At 42.9% G+C, this 16,640-nt stretch carries 18 protein-coding genes; 11 read left to right on the forward strand and 7 right to left on the reverse strand.

Features of this window, described 5'->3' with window-relative positions:
• The first annotated feature begins 9 nt into the window (after positions 1–9).
• Positions 10–423, forward strand: coding sequence for a TerB family tellurite resistance protein (locus tag C7B70_RS07300; RefSeq protein ID WP_106368399.1), 414 nt, complete (start codon positions 10–12; stop codon positions 421–423).
• Positions 424–439: 16 nt separating this feature from the next.
• Here the strand turns inward: C7B70_RS07300 and psb35 are convergent, their stop codons facing one another.
• Complete coding sequence (psb35, locus tag C7B70_RS07305; protein WP_233220848.1) at positions 440–670, reverse strand: photosystem II assembly protein Psb35; 231 nt, start codon at positions 668–670, stop codon at positions 440–442.
• A 103-nt stretch (positions 671–773) separates the two neighbouring features.
• A complete protein-coding gene (locus C7B70_RS07310; protein WP_106368400.1) occupies positions 774–3,191 on the reverse strand; it encodes a transglycosylase domain-containing protein in 2,418 nt (805 codons plus the stop codon).
• Between the two features lie 164 nt (positions 3,192–3,355).
• Between C7B70_RS07310 and folK the strand changes: the two genes are divergently transcribed.
• From folK to nblS, 7 genes are all read left to right on the forward strand, one after another.
• Entirely contained in the window at positions 3,356–3,844 is a 489-nt protein-coding gene (gene folK / locus C7B70_RS07315; protein WP_106368401.1) for a 2-amino-4-hydroxy-6-hydroxymethyldihydropteridine diphosphokinase, read from the forward strand.
• A gap of 4 nt (positions 3,845–3,848) precedes the next feature.
• Entirely contained in the window at positions 3,849–4,397 is a 549-nt protein-coding gene (locus C7B70_RS07320) for an NUDIX hydrolase (RefSeq protein WP_106368402.1), read from the forward strand.
• A 2-nt stretch (positions 4,398–4,399) separates the two neighbouring features.
• Positions 4,400–5,092, forward strand: a complete 693-nt coding sequence (locus C7B70_RS07325) for a Uma2 family endonuclease (RefSeq protein WP_106368403.1) — start codon at positions 4,400–4,402, stop codon at positions 5,090–5,092.
• Positions 5,093–5,125: 33 nt separating this feature from the next.
• On the forward strand, positions 5,126–6,556 hold the full coding sequence (locus C7B70_RS07330) for a deoxyribodipyrimidine photo-lyase (protein WP_106368404.1): 1,431 nt from the start codon (positions 5,126–5,128) through the stop codon (positions 6,554–6,556).
• Positions 6,557–6,572: 16 nt separating this feature from the next.
• Complete coding sequence (locus C7B70_RS07335; RefSeq protein WP_199192110.1) at positions 6,573–6,911, forward strand: multidrug efflux SMR transporter; 339 nt, start codon at positions 6,573–6,575, stop codon at positions 6,909–6,911.
• A 46-nt stretch (positions 6,912–6,957) separates the two neighbouring features.
• Complete coding sequence (gene purD / locus C7B70_RS07340; protein WP_106368406.1) at positions 6,958–8,235, forward strand: phosphoribosylamine--glycine ligase; 1,278 nt, start codon at positions 6,958–6,960, stop codon at positions 8,233–8,235.
• Between the two features lie 90 nt (positions 8,236–8,325).
• On the forward strand, positions 8,326–10,305 hold the full coding sequence (gene nblS / locus C7B70_RS07345; protein ID WP_106368407.1) for a two-component system sensor histidine kinase NblS: 1,980 nt from the start codon (positions 8,326–8,328) through the stop codon (positions 10,303–10,305).
• A 38-nt stretch (positions 10,306–10,343) separates the two neighbouring features.
• On the opposite strand, the gene C7B70_RS07350 is transcribed toward nblS, so the two are convergent.
• Positions 10,344–10,664: a TIGR03792 family protein gene (locus C7B70_RS07350; protein WP_106368408.1), complete on the reverse strand. Its 321-nt coding sequence runs from the start codon at positions 10,662–10,664 to the stop codon at positions 10,344–10,346.
• Positions 10,665–10,678: 14 nt separating this feature from the next.
• On the reverse strand, positions 10,679–11,434 hold the full coding sequence (gene cpdA / locus C7B70_RS07355; RefSeq protein WP_106368409.1) for a 3',5'-cyclic-AMP phosphodiesterase: 756 nt from the start codon (positions 11,432–11,434) through the stop codon (positions 10,679–10,681).
• A gap of 168 nt (positions 11,435–11,602) precedes the next feature.
• Between cpdA and C7B70_RS07360 the strand changes: the two genes are divergently transcribed.
• Both C7B70_RS07360 and C7B70_RS07365 read left to right on the forward strand, forming a co-directional pair.
• Complete coding sequence (locus C7B70_RS07360) at positions 11,603–11,926, forward strand: phasin family protein (protein ID WP_106368410.1); 324 nt, start codon at positions 11,603–11,605, stop codon at positions 11,924–11,926.
• A gap of 84 nt (positions 11,927–12,010) precedes the next feature.
• The gene (locus C7B70_RS07365) at positions 12,011–12,526 is read left to right on the forward strand and encodes an FKBP-type peptidyl-prolyl cis-trans isomerase (RefSeq protein ID WP_106368411.1); all 516 of its coding nucleotides are present in this window, start codon (positions 12,011–12,013) and stop codon (positions 12,524–12,526) included.
• A gap of 42 nt (positions 12,527–12,568) precedes the next feature.
• On the opposite strand, the gene C7B70_RS07370 is transcribed toward C7B70_RS07365, so the two are convergent.
• The gene (locus C7B70_RS07370; RefSeq protein WP_106368412.1) at positions 12,569–12,970 is read right to left on the reverse strand and encodes a biopolymer transporter ExbD; all 402 of its coding nucleotides are present in this window, start codon (positions 12,968–12,970) and stop codon (positions 12,569–12,571) included.
• A complete protein-coding gene (locus C7B70_RS07375; protein WP_106368413.1) occupies positions 12,954–13,607 on the reverse strand; it encodes a MotA/TolQ/ExbB proton channel family protein in 654 nt (217 codons plus the stop codon). Before C7B70_RS07375 ends, C7B70_RS07370 begins: the two co-directional genes overlap by 17 nt.
• A gap of 370 nt (positions 13,608–13,977) precedes the next feature.
• Here C7B70_RS07375 and C7B70_RS07380 point away from each other — a divergent pair, with 370 nt between their 5' ends.
• Entirely contained in the window at positions 13,978–15,777 is a 1,800-nt protein-coding gene (locus tag C7B70_RS07380; protein ID WP_106368414.1) for an energy transducer TonB, read from the forward strand.
• Here the strand turns inward: C7B70_RS07380 and C7B70_RS07385 are convergent.
• The gene (locus C7B70_RS07385; RefSeq protein WP_106368415.1) at positions 15,764–16,639 is read right to left on the reverse strand and encodes a M56 family metallopeptidase; all 876 of its coding nucleotides are present in this window, start codon (positions 16,637–16,639) and stop codon (positions 15,764–15,766) included. The genes C7B70_RS07380 and C7B70_RS07385 overlap by 14 nt on opposite strands.
• Position 16,640: the final 1 nt, after the last annotated feature.

Genomic DNA, 16,640 nt, shown 5'->3' on the forward strand with positions numbered 1-16,640 from the left:
AGAAAAAAAATGTTAAATAATGTCAAATTAGTCAAAATTTTAATTGGATCTGCTTGGCTGGACGGCAAAATTCAGCCCGAAGAACGCACCTATTTGAACCGAATAGCCCAAGAAAAAGGCGTAGCCCAAGACCCGGAAATCTATCCTTTACTGCAAGACTTGCGTCAAGTAGAGACAGCAGAATGTTACCAATGGGTGCAGGAGTATTTAGGCAACTCTCCCAGTACCGCAGACTATCGAAACCTACTTGAAGCTATTAGCGGTTTAATTTATAGCGATAGCGATGTAGATACCGAAGAAGCAAAATTGTTGACTCAATTACAATTATTAAATCCAGTAACTCATGAACCTCAACCCGCTTATAACGCAGTAATGAAAGAAATTCAAAAGCTTTACCGCCGTTGGGTTGAGGGTCAAAAATAGCAATTAAGTAGCTTTTTTAAACTTTTGGTTCGCCAATACCAGGAGTTTCTTCTTTTTTGACTTCTGGGACAACATCAGGACGCTCTTTATCTTCCCAACCTACAGGACGTTTAGAGTTATACCAAGCAACAGAACCAATAGATACTGCTGCAATGAATCCAACTACATATACTAAAGTGAAAGACAAGGGAAAATGAGGGCCGTTTTCTGGTGCTTGGGCGGCGGTTTGCATTAATAAATTGATCATTTTATGCTCCTAATATTAGGCAATTACTGATCTTAAGAGCATACAAAAATATGTGCTATTTTGCTATCTCCCCCAAGGATGAAGGGAATAGCTAAAACCAATTTTAACCATCGCTACCGAAGCCGGGAGTAGGGTTTGTTTGGGGTGCCGCCGCCGGGGGGTTGTTAAGCGGACGTTCTACAGGTTTAAGCCGCTCTCGCCAAGATTTTGTTGGTATACGTTGGGGCGTAAGCGTAGACCTAGGGGGTGTATTTTGGGGAGTAGACCTAGACCTAACTTTAGGTTGCGATCGCTCCCTTGGTGGTGCGACCGATTCTTGATTCTTCCGCAGTCGCCTGGGGGAGGAATTATTAGTTGGGCGATCGCCTCTATAGCGACGATTACGCCGCACTGTAGTTTCTGGTTTTTGCTCATCATAACGCCTTGTACCTCCCCGTCTTCGTTGGCGATTAGATTCAGGAATTGCTTGTATATTTTGTTCTCCTTGCCCAGTGAGACGTTTGGGACGAATACGCCCTAAAATAACTCGTTTGGGTTTGAGTTTTTGCGCCTTAATACTACCGATGCGCCCTTCTAACTTTGGTCTTGAGGGAAATGCTACTACAGGCATTTTTTGCACCGCCTGCGCCATAAATTGATGCCAAGTGGAAGCCGCCGTACTGCTGCTACCCCAGGTAGGATCGTTATTATCATTACCCAACCACACCCCCGTTACAACTTGGGGAATATAGCCAATAAACCACAAGTCGCGCGCCTCGTCGGAAGTACCAGTTTTTCCAGCCACCGGGCGATTTAACTGCGCGGCGCGACCTGTACCCGACTGGACGACACTTTTGAGCATCCACGTCATAATTGCTGCACTATCAGGGTCTAGCACCCGTTTAGACTGGTATTTTGAGCGATAAATGACCTCGCCACCACGATTTAAAATCCGGCGAATCCCGTGAGTTTCAATGTGCGTCCCTTGAGTTGCCAAAGTCCCGTAGGCGCTAGTTAGTTCGAGTAAATTTACTTCGTTAGAACCTAAAGCTAGAGAATAAGTAGGCTTAAGTTCTGATTTGATGCCCATATTGCGAGCAAGTTTAATAGTTGGTTCAAAGCCGACATCAATTAAAACCTTGACAGCGATTGTATTAATTGAGGAAATTAGCGCGCTACTTGCAGTCATCCAACCTCGGTGACTGCGATCGTAATTTAAGGGTTCGTAGCCTTCCACGATAAAAGGTGCGTCGATGTAAGATTTGTTAGGAGACATCCCAGAGGCGATCGCCGCAGCGTATACAAAGCCCTTAAAAGTAGATCCGGGCTGGCGTTGGGCTTGAGTGACGCGATTAAACTGATTGACCTGAAAATTTTTGCCTCCTACCATTGCCTTAATTTCGCCACTGCGGGGGTCAATACTAACTAAGGAAGCTTCCTCAAAGTGCTGCCAACGTCCATTCTGAGCTACCGTGTTTTTTACCGCCGTTTCTGCGGCTTTTTGCCATTGGGGGTTTAAGGTAGTTTCAACGGTTAAACCTCCAGCTTCTATCCGTTCTGGGGAAATATATTTAAGTAACTCTTGCTGAATATAGGTAGTAAAGTAAGGTGCTTCTACTTGGAGTCGTTTGGGCAAACTTGGTTTAAGTGTTGTGAGCGTACTTAGGGCAGTTTTGGCAGTTTGAGGCGTAATTACCCCATCTTCCTGCATTCTCTGCAATACTAAATCGCGCCGCCGTCTAGCCGCCGTTGGGTTCACAACTGGAGAATAAAGGCTAGGTGCGGGGGCGAGTCCAGCAATAGTTGCCATTTCTGCTAGGTTTAATTTATCTACAGGTTTGCTGAAATACACCCAAGAAGCATCGGCGACACCGTAAGCACCTGATCCCAAATACACCAAATTTAAGTAACGTTCTAAAATTTGCTCTTTAGTTAATTTCTGCTCGATTTTTTGGGATAAACTGATTTCTCTAAACTTGCGCCCAAAGGTGCGTTCTTGATTTAAAAACAAAATTCGCGCTAATTGCTGGGTAATTGTGCTTCCACCTTCGCCCAAATTACGCGATCGCATATTATTTACAAACGCCCTGACAATGCCTTGATAATCTACACCGTGATGATTGTAAAATCGGCGATCTTCCGACGCAATAAAAGCTTGTACCAGTGGCTTAGGTATTTGACTAAGTTTTAACTGTTCTCTAGTCGCCGGCCCTTGTTGTTGCAAAATACTATTATCGCCAGCAGTAATAGTTAGGGTATCATCGCGGATAAAAGTGTAAAGTTCTGTCGCTTCGGGTAAACTGCGTTCAATACTCGACCAAAACACCATCCAAGCAACGCTTCCTCCACTAGCTACAACTAGCAGCCAAAACCAATAGTAACGATACAAAGGTTTGCCAGTGGGAATTTTGGCATAAGCTATTAGTGGTAAATTTTTGATCTTCTCTACCAAAGTTAGTCTTTTAGGGCGTACTTTTTCCCCTAGCGCAGAATCACTAATTTTAGGTGTTCGCTCTTTAAGCCAGGGGATTAATTTGGACACTTCTATCTAGTTCCTCAATAAACTACAGCTTAAACAATTGTTTTGTTTATTCTACTTGGTTGGGATCGCTCTTTTAGAAAGAAGAACTATAAATTTGTTAGCCGAAATTACCAGCAAATTATAAGATAATAGTTTTTGAATGGAGCCATGACAAAGCTTTGCAGATGAGTGAAACCAAACAATGCGCGATCGCCCTTGGTAGTAATTTAGGTGATTCTCAAGATATTTTAACCGCCGCCTTGCAAGTATTAGCCGCCACTCCAGGTATTGCAGTACAAAAAGTTTCTAGTTGGTACAGAACAAAACCTGTAGGCGGAATACCTCAGCCAGATTACCTAAATAGTTGCGCCTTGCTACAAGTACAAATATTACCCCAGCAATTACTCAAAACCTTACTAGCAGTAGAAGCCAAGTTTGGGCGAGTGCGAAAGGAAAGATGGGGCGCAAGATCCATCGATCTTGATTTATTGCTCTACGAGGATTTAATTTTAGATATTCCCCAATTACAATTACCTCATCCGCACATGAACGAACGTGCTTTTGTTCTTGTACCTTTAGCTGAAATTGCTCCTAATTGGATTGAACCAGTCTCAGGACTTGCGATCGCGCAATTGGTGCAAGCGGTAAACTGTTCAGGAGTTATAAAAATTTAACCATATGGCAATAGGTAGAGAACCCCCCCAATTATTAAAGCAACGCCTGCAATACCGAGGGCGCAAATTTGATTTTGAAGTCAATCGTCTACGTTTACCAAACAAAGCAGAAGGTGAATGGGAATGTATCAGACATCCAGGGGGCGCTTTAGCCGTGCCAGTAACTCCTGAAGGTAAACTTGTTTTAGTCAAGCAGTATCGTTTTGCAGTTCAAGGTAGATTATTAGAGTTTCCGGCAGGTACAGTAGAACTTAATGAATCACCCGCCGAAACCATCCGCCGCGAAATAGAAGAAGAAACAGGCTATCGCGCTCATAAGTGGCAAAAACTCGGTGAATTTTTCTTAGCGCCGGGTTACTCCGATGAAATTATTTATGCCTTTCTCGCTCAAGAATTGGAAATTTTAGACAAACCGCCAGTCCAAGATGACGATGAAGACATTGAAACAGTTTTGCTCACTCCCCAAGAATTAGAACAAGCTATTTTAGAAGGTGAGCCTGTAGATGCCAAATCGATTTCTAGCTTTTTCCTTGCTCGTCCTTTCCTCAATTAGTTATGACTTCCTTAAAAGTACAAGCTATTACTACTCAAATCTTACCTCTAGAAAATGGCGATCGCTTGACACGACTTCAATTTGAGCGCCGATATACAGCAATGCCACAGTTAAAGAAAGCTGAACTAATTGAGGGAATAGTATACATGGCATCACCATTACGTCATCGAAGTCACGGTGAGCCTCATGCGGCAATTATGGCACTGTTGACAGCTTATTGGGTTGCAACGCCAGGAGTAAATCTTGGGGACAATAGCACCGTGCGCCTAGATTTAGATAACGAACCTCAACCCGATGCTTTACTAAGAATAGAGTCCGGCGGACGCAGTATTGTTAGTAACGATGACTATGTAGAAGGAGCGCCAGAATTAATTGTAGAAATTGCCGCAAGTAGCGCCGCTTACGATCTGCACGACAAAAAGCAAGTATATCGCCGTAATGGAGTACAAGAGTACATTGTCTGGCAGGTTTTTGAAAATAAGCTTGATTGGTTTAGCCTTCAATCCGGTGAGTATGTGCCACTACAGCCCGATGATAATGGAGTAGTGCGAAGTCTGGTTTTTCCGGGTTTGTGGTTATTTGTCCCTTCATTACTGGCGGGAGAAATGCCAAAGGCGATCGCACTGTTACAGTTAGGATTAAATTCCCCCGAACACGCTCAATTTATCGAGCTTTTGGCTAATAAATCGTCTTAAAATATTAGTACACTCGTACTAAAGTAGTATTAAATGTCTGACTTAATTTTATTTTGGCATCGTCGCGACTTGCGCCTCTCTGACAATACCGGACTTAAACTTGCGCGATCGCATAGTCAAAAGGTAGTAGGGGTATTTTGCCTCGATCCCAATATCTTAGAACGCGATGATGTTGCCCCTGTGCGCGTTACTTATATGATGGGGTGTCTGCAACACTTACAACAACGTTACGCCCAAATAGGTAGCGAGTTACTAATTATTAAAGGCGATCCAACTCAAGCAATCCCTAATTTAGCGGAGGCTTTAAATGCTCGTGGGGTGTTTTGGAACTGGGATATTGAACCTTATTCACAGGTACGAGATCGCGCGGTAATGGATGCCCTCCAAGAAAAAGGCATTGAGTTTAAAGAGAAAAACTGGGATCAATTGCTCCACGCTCCCGAAGATATCCGCACAGGTTCTAATGCGCCCTACACCGTCTACAGCCCTTTTTGGCGAAATTGGATAGTTAAACCCAAAGCCGAACCTGTAGCCACCTTGCAAGACGTTACAGGGCTAACAGCAGAAGAAAAAAACCTTGCTGCTACGGCAGGAGTTATAGCTTTACCTACCGCTAAAGATTTAGGGTTCAATTGGGACAATGAATTAGTAATTGCTCCAGGAGAAGCCGCCGCCACCCAAAAGCTAGAAGAATTTACTTATGCGGCAATTAACCAATACAAAGAACAGCGTAATTTTCCCGCCGTTAACGGTACATCTCAACTAAGCGCGGCGCTAAAGTTTGGAGTTATTGGTATTCGCACCGTATGGGCTGCAACCAAAGAAGCCTTAGAGAATAGCCGCAGTGATGAAGTAAACACTAGCGTTATCGGTTGGCAACAAGAACTTGCTTGGCGAGAATTTTATCAACACGCCCTGTATAATTTCCCAGCACTAGAAACTGGGGCGTATCGAGAAGTTTTTAAAAATTTTCCTTACAACAATAACGAAACACATTTTCAAGCTTGGTGTGAAGGCAAAACGGGCTATCCGATTGTAGATGCGGCTATGCGGCAAATGAACGAACTAGGATGGATGCACAATCGCTGTCGCATGATTGTAGCTAGTTTCTTAACTAAAGACTTGATAATTAATCCGCAATTAGGCGAAAAATATTTCTATCAGCGTCTCATAGATGGGGATCTGGCGGCAAATAATGGCGGCTGGCAATGGAGCGCTTCTAGTGGTATGGATCCTAAACCTGTAAGAATTTTTAACCCGGCAAGTCAAGCCCAAAAATTTGACCCAGAAGGCGAATATATTAGAGAATGGCTACCAGAATTAAGGTCTGTAGATACAGAATTTTTGATTAGCGGGAATATTCCAACCGAAGAACGCGACGCGCTGGGCTATCCATTGCCAATTGTCGATCATAAGATTCAGCAGCGTTTATTTAAAGAGCGCTACCAACAGCAAAAAGGCTAAAGCTAGAGGTTTAATTATGATGAATTCTCCCTTAGTTGGCTTGCTGATTTTGGTTACAGTAGCTTTGAGTGCGATCGCCCAAACTTTACTAAAATTAGGGGCTGATGGACAATCCTTAAACATCTATTTACTTGGTGGGGTTTGTCTTTACGGCTTAAGTGCGATTTTTTATATAGTTGTACTAGGAAAGCTTAATTTATCGGTAGCCTATCCCTTGGTAATTGGGTTAACGATGATCGCCACTACAATTAGTAGCGCCATAATTTTAAAAGAAAAAATCCCCCTGTCGCAATGGCTGGCTATTGGATTAATTTTAAGTGGAGTAAGTGTGATCGCCTTTACAAAATCCGCCTAAGTTTCTGCTCTGCTAATATGCGTCTAAAGTAATTGGGAGGCAAAAAGTGAAAGTTTTAGTTGTCGGTAATGGCGGTAGAGAACACGCGATCGCATTCAAACTACTACAATCGAGCAAAGTTGAACAAGTTTTTTGCGCTCCCGGTAATGGCGGTACAGCAACACTAGCACGCTGTCAGAACTTAGCTTTGGGGGTAAACGACTTTACAGCAATTGGACAATTTGCTCAAGATAACAACATTGATTTAATTGTGATTGGGCCAGAAATACCTTTAGCTTTAGGCATTACTGACTACTTGCAAAATAGAGGAATTAAAGTGTTTGGGCCATCGCGCGCGGGAGCGCAAATTGAGGCAAGCAAGGCATGGGCAAAAGCATTAATGGCTGATGGGGGGATTCCCACAGCCAAAGCTGCCGTATTCACCGATGCAGCCGCAGCTAGAGGCTATGTAGAAGCGGGATCTGTACCCATTGTGATTAAAGCCGATGGGTTGGCGGCGGGTAAGGGAGTGATCGTGGCATCCACTGTTGAGGAAGCCCATAGAGCAATTAATAGTATATTTCAAGGGCAATTTGGCAGTGCGGGTAAGTTTGTCTTGGTAGAAGAATGTTTAATAGGGCAAGAAGTCTCTGTAATCGCCTTGACTGACGGGATCTCAATTCGCCCTTTATTACCCGCCCAAGATCATAAACGCATCGGTGACGGCGATACAGGAGATAATACAGGCGGAATGGGCGCTTATGCCCCAGCACCATTAATTACCCCCGAATTAATGGCAAAAATAGAAGTAGAAGTATTGCAAAAGGCGATCGCTACTTTACGCGATCGCAACATAGACTACCGAGGTGTACTTTATGCAGGCTTAATGGTATCACCCAAGGGCGAATTTAAAGTTTTGGAATTTAACTGTCGCTTTGGCGATCCTGAAACCCAAGCAATTTTACCTTTACTGGAAACACCTTTGGAAGACTTGTTACTAGCTTGCGTTGAAAAGAGATTAGGTGAAATGCCTGCTATTGCTTGGAAATCGGGCGCAGCTTGTTGTGTTGTCGCCTCGGCTAATGGTTATCCGGGAGAATATAGCAAAGGTGAAGCAATTTCTGGAATTACTAGCGCTGAAGGTTTAACAGATACTTATATATTTCAAGCTGGCACAAAGCAGTTAGAGGGGCAAATAGTCACTGATGGCGGCCGGGTATTAGGGGTGACAGGAATAGGATCGAATTTTGTCCAAGCCATTGATTGTGCTTACGCGGCGATTAACTGCATCCATTTTCAGGGGATGTACTATCGCCGAGATATTGGCTACCGGGTAAAAAAATAAATTTTGAGTCTTATTACCTACCTATTTACCAATTAACTGTTAGTTTTTAATTGTAAGGATTTATTACAAAAGTTAATATAAATTTAAAAAATGGTTAATTGGTTCAAAACACTTGCAAAAGCGATCGCCCATTGGTGGGCAGATTTTACGCTGCAAACAAAGCTATTGGCGGCGGCGACTTTGGTTGTCTCCTTAATTATGAGTGGGCTTACCTTTTGGGCCGTTAATACGATTCAACAAGATGCGCGCACAAATGATACTCGTTTTGGGAGCGATTTGGGACTGCTACTGGCTTCCAACGTTGCGCCGCTAGTTGCCGAAAATAATCTTACAGAAGTTGCCCAGTTTTCTCAACGCTTTTATAGCAACACTTCTAGCGTCCGTTATATGCTTTACGCCGACGAAGCGGGACAAATATTTTTTGGGATTCCTTTTTGGCAACCAGAAGTTCAAACGTCTTTAAGTATCGCCAGACGCATTAATTTACCCGAAAATTATGCTGCCAATTCGGAAATTCCGATGGTACGTCAGCACGTCTCCCCCGATGGAGAAGTTACAGACGTATTTATTCCTTTACTGTACGAAGGAAGATACTTAGGGGTTTTGGCGATCGGTACTAATCCTAATCCTACCGTTGTTGCTTCTTCAAATCTAACGCGGGATGTAACGATCGCAGTTTTTGTATCTATTTGGGTAATGGTGATACTAGGGGCGGTTTCTAACGCTTTGATGATCACTCAGCCAATTAAAGAGCTATCAACGGGGGTAAAAAATATTGCGGCGGGAAACTTTAAGCAACGTATCGATTTACCGCTTAGTGGCGAATTGGGAGAATTGATTTTTAGCTTTAATGAAATGGCGGAAAAGCTAGAAAGCTACGACGAGCAAAATATTGACGAATTGACGGCGGAAAAAGCCAAGCTTGAAACTTTAGTTTCAACCATCGCCGATGGTGCGGTGCTATTAGATGCCGATTTGCAGGTAATTTTAGTTAATCCTACCGCCCGACGGATTTTTGGCTGGGAAGGGGTGGAAGTAGTGGGTATAAATATACTTAATCAGTTACCAATGGCGGTGAAAGTAGAGCTATCGCGCCCCTTGTATCAAATCGCGTCAGGAGAGCGCGATAGTGCTGAGTTTAGGCTTACTCTTTCTGAGCCAAGCGATCGCACAGTACGCATTCTTTTAACTACCGTAGTCAATCAGCAACGCGAAAGTATCAAAGGTATTGCGATTACTATCCAAGATATTACCCGCGAAGTAGAGCTAAATGAAGCCAAAAGTCAGTTTATTAGTAACGTTTCCCACGAGTTGAGAACGCCCTTATTTAACATCAAAACTCACATTGAAACTTTACACGATTACGGGGAAGAATTAACTGAAACCGAGCGCCGGGAGTTTTTGGAAACCGCCAACAACGAAACCGATAGACTTGCACGTTTAGTAAATGATGTTTTGGACTTGTCGCGGCTAGAATCTTGCCGAATCTATCATTTTGATAGCGTAGACTTATCGCAAGCAGTAGAGCAAACTTTACGCACCTATCAATTAAATGCTAGAGATAAAGGTATTGAGCTAGTACAAGAAATCTCCCGTGATTTGCCCTCAGTATTAGGCAATTACGATTTGCTCTTACAAGTTTTTACAAATTTGGTAGGTAATGCGCTTAAATTTACTCAGCCAGGGGGAATGGTAGCAATTCGCGCTTATTTATTGCCAACAACAGCTATAAACGAGCATTTACATGCTTCTGCTAATCAAATCCGCATCGAAGTTTCTGATACCGGAATTGGCATTGACACAGAAGATCAACAAGCCATCTTCGATCGCTTTTTCCGGGTAGAAAACCGCGTTCATACTCTAGAAGGTACAGGCTTAGGACTATCAATTGTCCGCAATATTGTTGACAAACATCATAGCTTCGTCCATTTAGTCAGCGAGGTTGGTGTCGGTACAACTTTTTGGTTTGATTTAGCCGTGTTCGTTGAAAAACCATCAGTGACAGATAATTTGTCGCTCATGGATGCAATTAGCAAGTCTAAAACCTTTGTCAAGCGATCGCCAAGCTAGTTAATCATAAACCGTCAGTCTTTAAGATTCAGCTAAAGTTATTTAGTTGGAAATTCGGCGGCGATTATTACCTGATACTCAATCGCTTCAACGATCTTATGAGGAATATTGCCCATTTTTAAAACAAACTGGCGTTCAACTTCTTCTAATAGCTCTACCGAGATTGCTTTCCACTCCTGACGAGTGCGCCAACGAATAATTAAAATAACTTCTGTAGGTGTGTGAGGATTTCGCCAAACTTCTTTATTTATAAACCCAGGAAACTGCGCGATCGCCTTTGTCCAAATTTCCCGATCTAATTGCAGATATTTTTCCTGATATTGGGACGCAACTTCAACTTTGAGTAACTCAATGACCACAATTATTTAACGCTTTACGCCCGGACGATTTCTGTATTGTAAGTTCCATCAGCAAAGAGATTTATCAATCTAAATCCTGGTTGAGCTTGCTTGTCAATCGCAAACTCTTTGCTTTGGGGTTGAAACTGAACGCAGGTAGAAGGGGAACCTAAATAACGCACATTACCGCGCCTAGTGTCAAACTCTTGATGAATATGACCAAATATAACCAATTTTATCTGTGGATAGCGATCGCAAACTGCCAAAAACTCCTCATAGTTGCGTAAATTAATCTTATCCATCCACTCAGAATTAATCGAGCAAGGTGGATGATGCAACGCGACTAAGGTAGGATTAGGATTTTGCTCTAGTTGAAGTTCTAACCACTCCAAACTTTGCTTAGAAATCTCTCCATGTACGCAACCTGGAATTAAAGAGCTTAAAAGTATAAAATTCCAGCCGCCAGCATGAAAAGACTTAGTTGCATTAATTGGAGATTGTAATACTTGCTCCATAACTTGTAAATTGTCGTGATTGCCTGGAAGCCAGTAAGCAGGAATATTTAACGGTGCAACAAGGCTAGTTAGGCGATCGTAAGATTGGCTGCTTTCGTCTTGAGAAAGATCCCCGGTTAATAACAAAATATCTGGTTGCGGCTGCAATGTACTTAATTTTTCGACCACAGCAAGCAATGATTTGTAAGTTGTTACCCCAAAGACACTTGGCTCAACCTCTGCAAATAAATGAGTATCAGTAATTTGAGCAATTAGCATTGATGGAGTGGTATTCATGGCAAAAAGTTTAGTTTTTAAATTAATTGGTGCAAGTAGGTATTTCTAGCAAAATTTTGGGGAGTAATGCACATTTTTAAAACTTTCCGATTGATAGAATTGTAGCAAGGCGCGATCGTGCTGCACTGTAATAATTTAATTGCAAGGAATAATAAAAAAGGTACATTCATGGAAAATAATAACTGGCTTCAGCAACTCGTAATGCTTGGTGTAGGGACAACATCGTTAGTTGCGGAAAAATTACGCGATGCAAGCGACGACTTAGTTAAAGATGGCAAGCTAAACCCTGAGCAAGCTAAGGTTTTCGTCGATGATATGATGCAGCAATTAAAGTCGGAACAGGGAAACTGGGAAACCCAAATACAAAAGCAAATTAAGAACGTGATGCAAGATTTGGGTGTACCTCGTCAATCAGAAACCGATGAATTGCGGGGAAGGATTGATCGCCTAGAGCGTCAAGTACGAGATTTGGAAAATAAACTTTGGCGTTAATTTGCATTCTTCCCAGCAAGTGAACTAAAATTTGTTGTGTTTGTAACACTTTCTACTATTCCTTAATTTTAAGGAGGAAGAATTTTGAGAGAAATTATCGTCAGTTTTGGTGTCATAGTAGTCTGTGTTGTCGTTTTGGTTGTGAGTCAATTTACAAATCAGCCCAACGCTAGTGCAGATAGACTTACCCAAAACCAACCCCAAATCGCTCAAGTAACAGAAAAACCAACCAGTAATATTATGTCTGATGACGATAACAAAGCTGTAACAACCGCTTCTGGATTGAAGTACGTTGTCATAAATGAAGGTACGGGTGCGGCTCCTAAAACTGGTCAAACCGTTGTAGTTCATTACACCGGAACTTTAGAAGATGGCACAAAATTTGATAGTTCCCGCGATCGCGGTCAGCCTTTTTCGTTTAAATTAGGTGTAGGACAAGTTATTAAAGGCTGGGATGAAGGACTTAGCACTATGAAAGTAGGCGATCGCCGTCAGCTTACTATTCCCCCAGAATTAGGCTATGGCGCACGCGGTGCAGGTGGCACAATTCCCCCCAATGCGACGCTTATTTTTGATGTAGAATTGCTAAAAATTAGCTAACAATTGCGATCGGGGCGTAGCTAAATGTGCGCCCCGATTTATTTAAGGCTGTTTAGTTGCGATCGCGAGTTTTGCCCCTTCAACTCGGCGCACTCTGTCCATTACAGCGATTACTTGCCCGTGATTTACTTGCTCGTCAGCATTTAAAATTACTACTACTTCTTTACCACTAGGAATCAACGCTTCAATTTGCGATTCTAAAGCTTCCAACTTAGTAGATTTGCGATTTAGAGCCAAATTTCCTTTTTCATCAATAGTAATTGCGATCGGCGTAGAGTTTTGGCTTTGGGCTGTTCCGGCTTTGGGCAAATTGACAGGTAAACCCTGTGAACGAGTCAAGTACAGTGTAGAAATAATGAAAAATGTCAATATGGCAAAGATGACATCGATCATCGGTACGATGTTTATTTGCGATGGCATTTCTGGTTCATCGGGTAGACGCATAAGATACCCCCTGACGCTCGTAATGGCGACGATACAGCAATTCTAACTGTCCGCCATATTCTTGAATCCGCGCCGTTTGCCGCAAGTACAAACCTCGAAAGGTATTGGCAAATAACAGTGTAAAAATAGCAACTATTAACCCCGATGCGGTAGAAACTAACGCCTCGCTAATTCCTCCTGTCACGTTTGCTGTGCGGCTACCTCCAACTTCACCAATATTTAGTGAAGCAAACGAAGTAATCAATCCCAAAATAGTACCGAGAAGACCTAAAAGGGGTGACAGGCTAATAATGGTGTCAAATATATTGCTAAACCTTTTAAGTAAAGGTAACTCCGCCTGTGCCTCGCTTTCTAAGGCTAGACGAAATTCCTCTGGGGTTGGTTGTTCTAGTTCTAAAGCAGCCAGAAAAATCCGCGACATCGGCAAATCGGCATTTTGTTTCAGCTTATCCACAGCGCCAACAATATTTTCATGGCGGTAAAGGTTTAATACGTCGCGTACAACTCGATTTTGGCGCTTGTTTATCCGCACCCAAAAAACTACACGCTCAATAATTAAAGCGGCAGCCACAACTGAAAAGCCCAGTAGCGGGAACATTACCACGCCACCAGCAGCAAACAGATTTTGTATTTCCATCTAAGTATTTATAGAGTCAATTGAGCTTATGCCCGCTATTTTATTACAATAATTGACATTTATTACTAACAAGCTCTTACAAAAAGTTTTTCTTGTTTATAACAATTATCGCTTAAGAAACAAATTCGATTATGATTGAGTTTTTATAAAAAATATATAATAACCAACATTTAAAGTCAAACGACAAGCTGTCAAACTCCATAAACTTAGAGTCAGCAAGGTTTATAGGGCAAAAAAATAAATGATTTCTAGTATTTTGCCTAAATATCAGAGATAATTCTTCGGAAAAATATCTAGATATTTTTCTTGAAATTTGCTAGTTGCACGTATTAAGCTGAGAAGGTTAATAAGAATAGATATTAATAAGTTTATGAGCTTGTTACGCATAGCTGTCGAGCAGAGAGAAAAAGAAGCACAAGCCCTCAATTCTTTTCTGGCGTTTAGTCTGATTGGCTCCCTAGCTTTGCATATTGGGGTGCTAAGTTTAGGCGGCAATTTTTTGGGTAAAGCACCGGAAGTAGAAAATGAGCCGATTGAAGTTGCGATCGTGGAATTGCCAAATCCGCCAAAGTTAGAATTAAAGCAAGAAACTAAAGCAAGCGGCTCCGTAGCAGGGAATAATCAAGCTATACTCAGCAATGCTGGAGGTAGCGAAGGATTCGGCGTAGCTGGTGGTGGCGGTGCATCTCAAGAAAAATCGCCCTCACCTAAAAAAATCACCTCCTCAAATTCATCAGAAGTTTTAAAGGTTCAACCAGCACCACCACAGAAGTTACTGCAAAGCAGTTCTAAAGTAATCTCTACACCACAGCAAAATCAAAGAACAAACCTAGAAAAAGTACCAGCAAAAATTGTTGCTCAACCAAAACCTGTAGTTACACCTCCCCAAGAACTATCAGAAATTGTTACTCAACCAAAACCTGTAGCAACTCCTGCACCGATTCCGGTAGCTAGTGCAACTGTAGCAAAGACATCTAATCCCATAGCAGTTGATCGCTCATCGCAAATTCAGCAGCAAAATAATCAAAGATTAAACAGCCTGCTGGTAAATGCTAAAAACGCTAGAGAGCAAGCCTCAAGCGATCGCCAAGGTAAGATTGCTGCTAATTTGAGAAACCAAGCCGGAAGCGGCGTTACCAATAGCAATAGTTTAGGTAATAGCGCTAGTAATGAATTGAGAAACGGAACAGGTACAGGTACTGGCGGTACGGGTACTGGTAGAGGTACTGGAAACGGTACAGGTACGGGTACTGGAAACGGTACAGGTACGGGAAATGGCGGTACTGGTAGAGGTATAGGTACAGGAGGCGGTATAGGTACGGGTAGTGGTAGAGGTACTGGAAACGGTACAGGTACGGGTACTGGCGGTACTGGTAGAGGTAATAATGTGCAAAACGGTTCAACTGTAGCGACAGGAGCGCGAAATATAGAGCGCAGAACTTCACCAGCAGATAATACTAATGATACAAATCCAGGAGCGTCGGGTCGTTTAGGTTGTCGCACCTGTAGTAAGCCCAAGTACCCAGAAAGTGCTAGAAAGAGAAGATTAGAAGGCAAAGCAGAAATTAGTGTTGATGTTGATAAAAAAGGTAATGTTACAAATGTGAGACTTGCCCAAACTAGCGGTCACGCGGAGCTAGACAAAGCCGCCGTTGAGCAAGCCAGAAACTGGAAATTTAACGCCCCCAATGGTGCAGCGCAAGGAGTCACCGCCAAAGTTGATTTTGCAATAGAAGGCTCAAAGAAGTCGCGCCAAATTCGCGAACGTCGCCGCCAAAGAGCCATTACACGCAAACGACCTGTTGCTAGTAGTCAAAATACCCAGACAACGCCTGTAGTTAGAACACCAGCAAGGCAAAATACTAATACTGCCTTAAATCGCTCGCTGCGCCGTCAATCAACTACAGTCAGACGGCGGCGCGTAGATACCTTGCCACCTCGTCAAGCGTTTGACGCACCCCAACGCCAGCAAAGGCGACAATCTGCGCCAAGTCAAACAAGACTACGAGAATCTTTAAGGCGATCACCACGAGCAACATCACCCAATCAAACTAGAAGAAGGCGACAGCAGCCACAAACAACATCGCCCAATCAAACTAAGCTCAGACAATCTTTGCGTCTTCATAAACAATCGCCATCAACGCCTAGTAACAATTCTAATGAGCCGTAGAAGTCAAATGAGAGCAAGTGTGGAATGGTACAGCTACCAACGGCAGAAACGCCAAAACCAACCAACTCCAAAACCACAAATTAGTTGCCGAAGCGACCGATTCTGGGGCTAAGAGGGCATCTATTCTTATAGACGTGCGATCGCGTACCGCCGCACAGCTAAAAGCCGCACAGCAGCTATCAGGAGGCACAGACACCGTACTTACTACTTGCAACAGCGATTCTGCCAAAAGTAGAGGATCGACTTGCTGTGCTGCCCAGAAATCGGCTCTAATTTCTCGTAACAATAATAATTCTTGCCACAATTGCTCAGTATGAGGTAGCCAAGCTGTGTAAGAGCGCGCCCAACCGAGCCAGAAAAACCAAAATGTATCACGGTAATAATAATGACCTTGCTCGTGATGCAAAACCGCCTCTAGATGCTCATTATCCAAGGTAGTCAATAAACCTTCAGTCACAATCAATTCTGGCTGCCAAAAGCCAACTAAAGCACTAAAAGGCAGAGGATTCGCCACAACACGACTGCGCTTGCCTAGCAAGGTAATTTGAGGACAGGTGCGGACGATTTGCTGCGTCTGCCAACTTTGATAAGCTAACTTTAACAAGCTGATTGCCGCAAATCCCAACATACCTGAGACAATTAAGTAACTAAATCGTCCTTGCCACTGCCATAACATCGGCTCTTCATCGGCTCCCATGTACAGCACCGCAACCCCCGTCATTGTTAGTAATAAGGGTGGTAAAGCAAATAACGATAGCACCTGATGCCAACGCTGATTCCAACTGCCTTGAGAGTAAAAAGGATATTTGTATCTCCATAACCCAGCTACACCTAAAGCGGTCAGAATCATAATTAAGTGCATC

It is taken from the genome of Chlorogloea sp. CCALA 695 (assembly GCF_003003885.1).
GTDB lineage: Bacteria > Cyanobacteriota > Cyanobacteriia > Cyanobacteriales > Chroococcidiopsidaceae > Aliterella.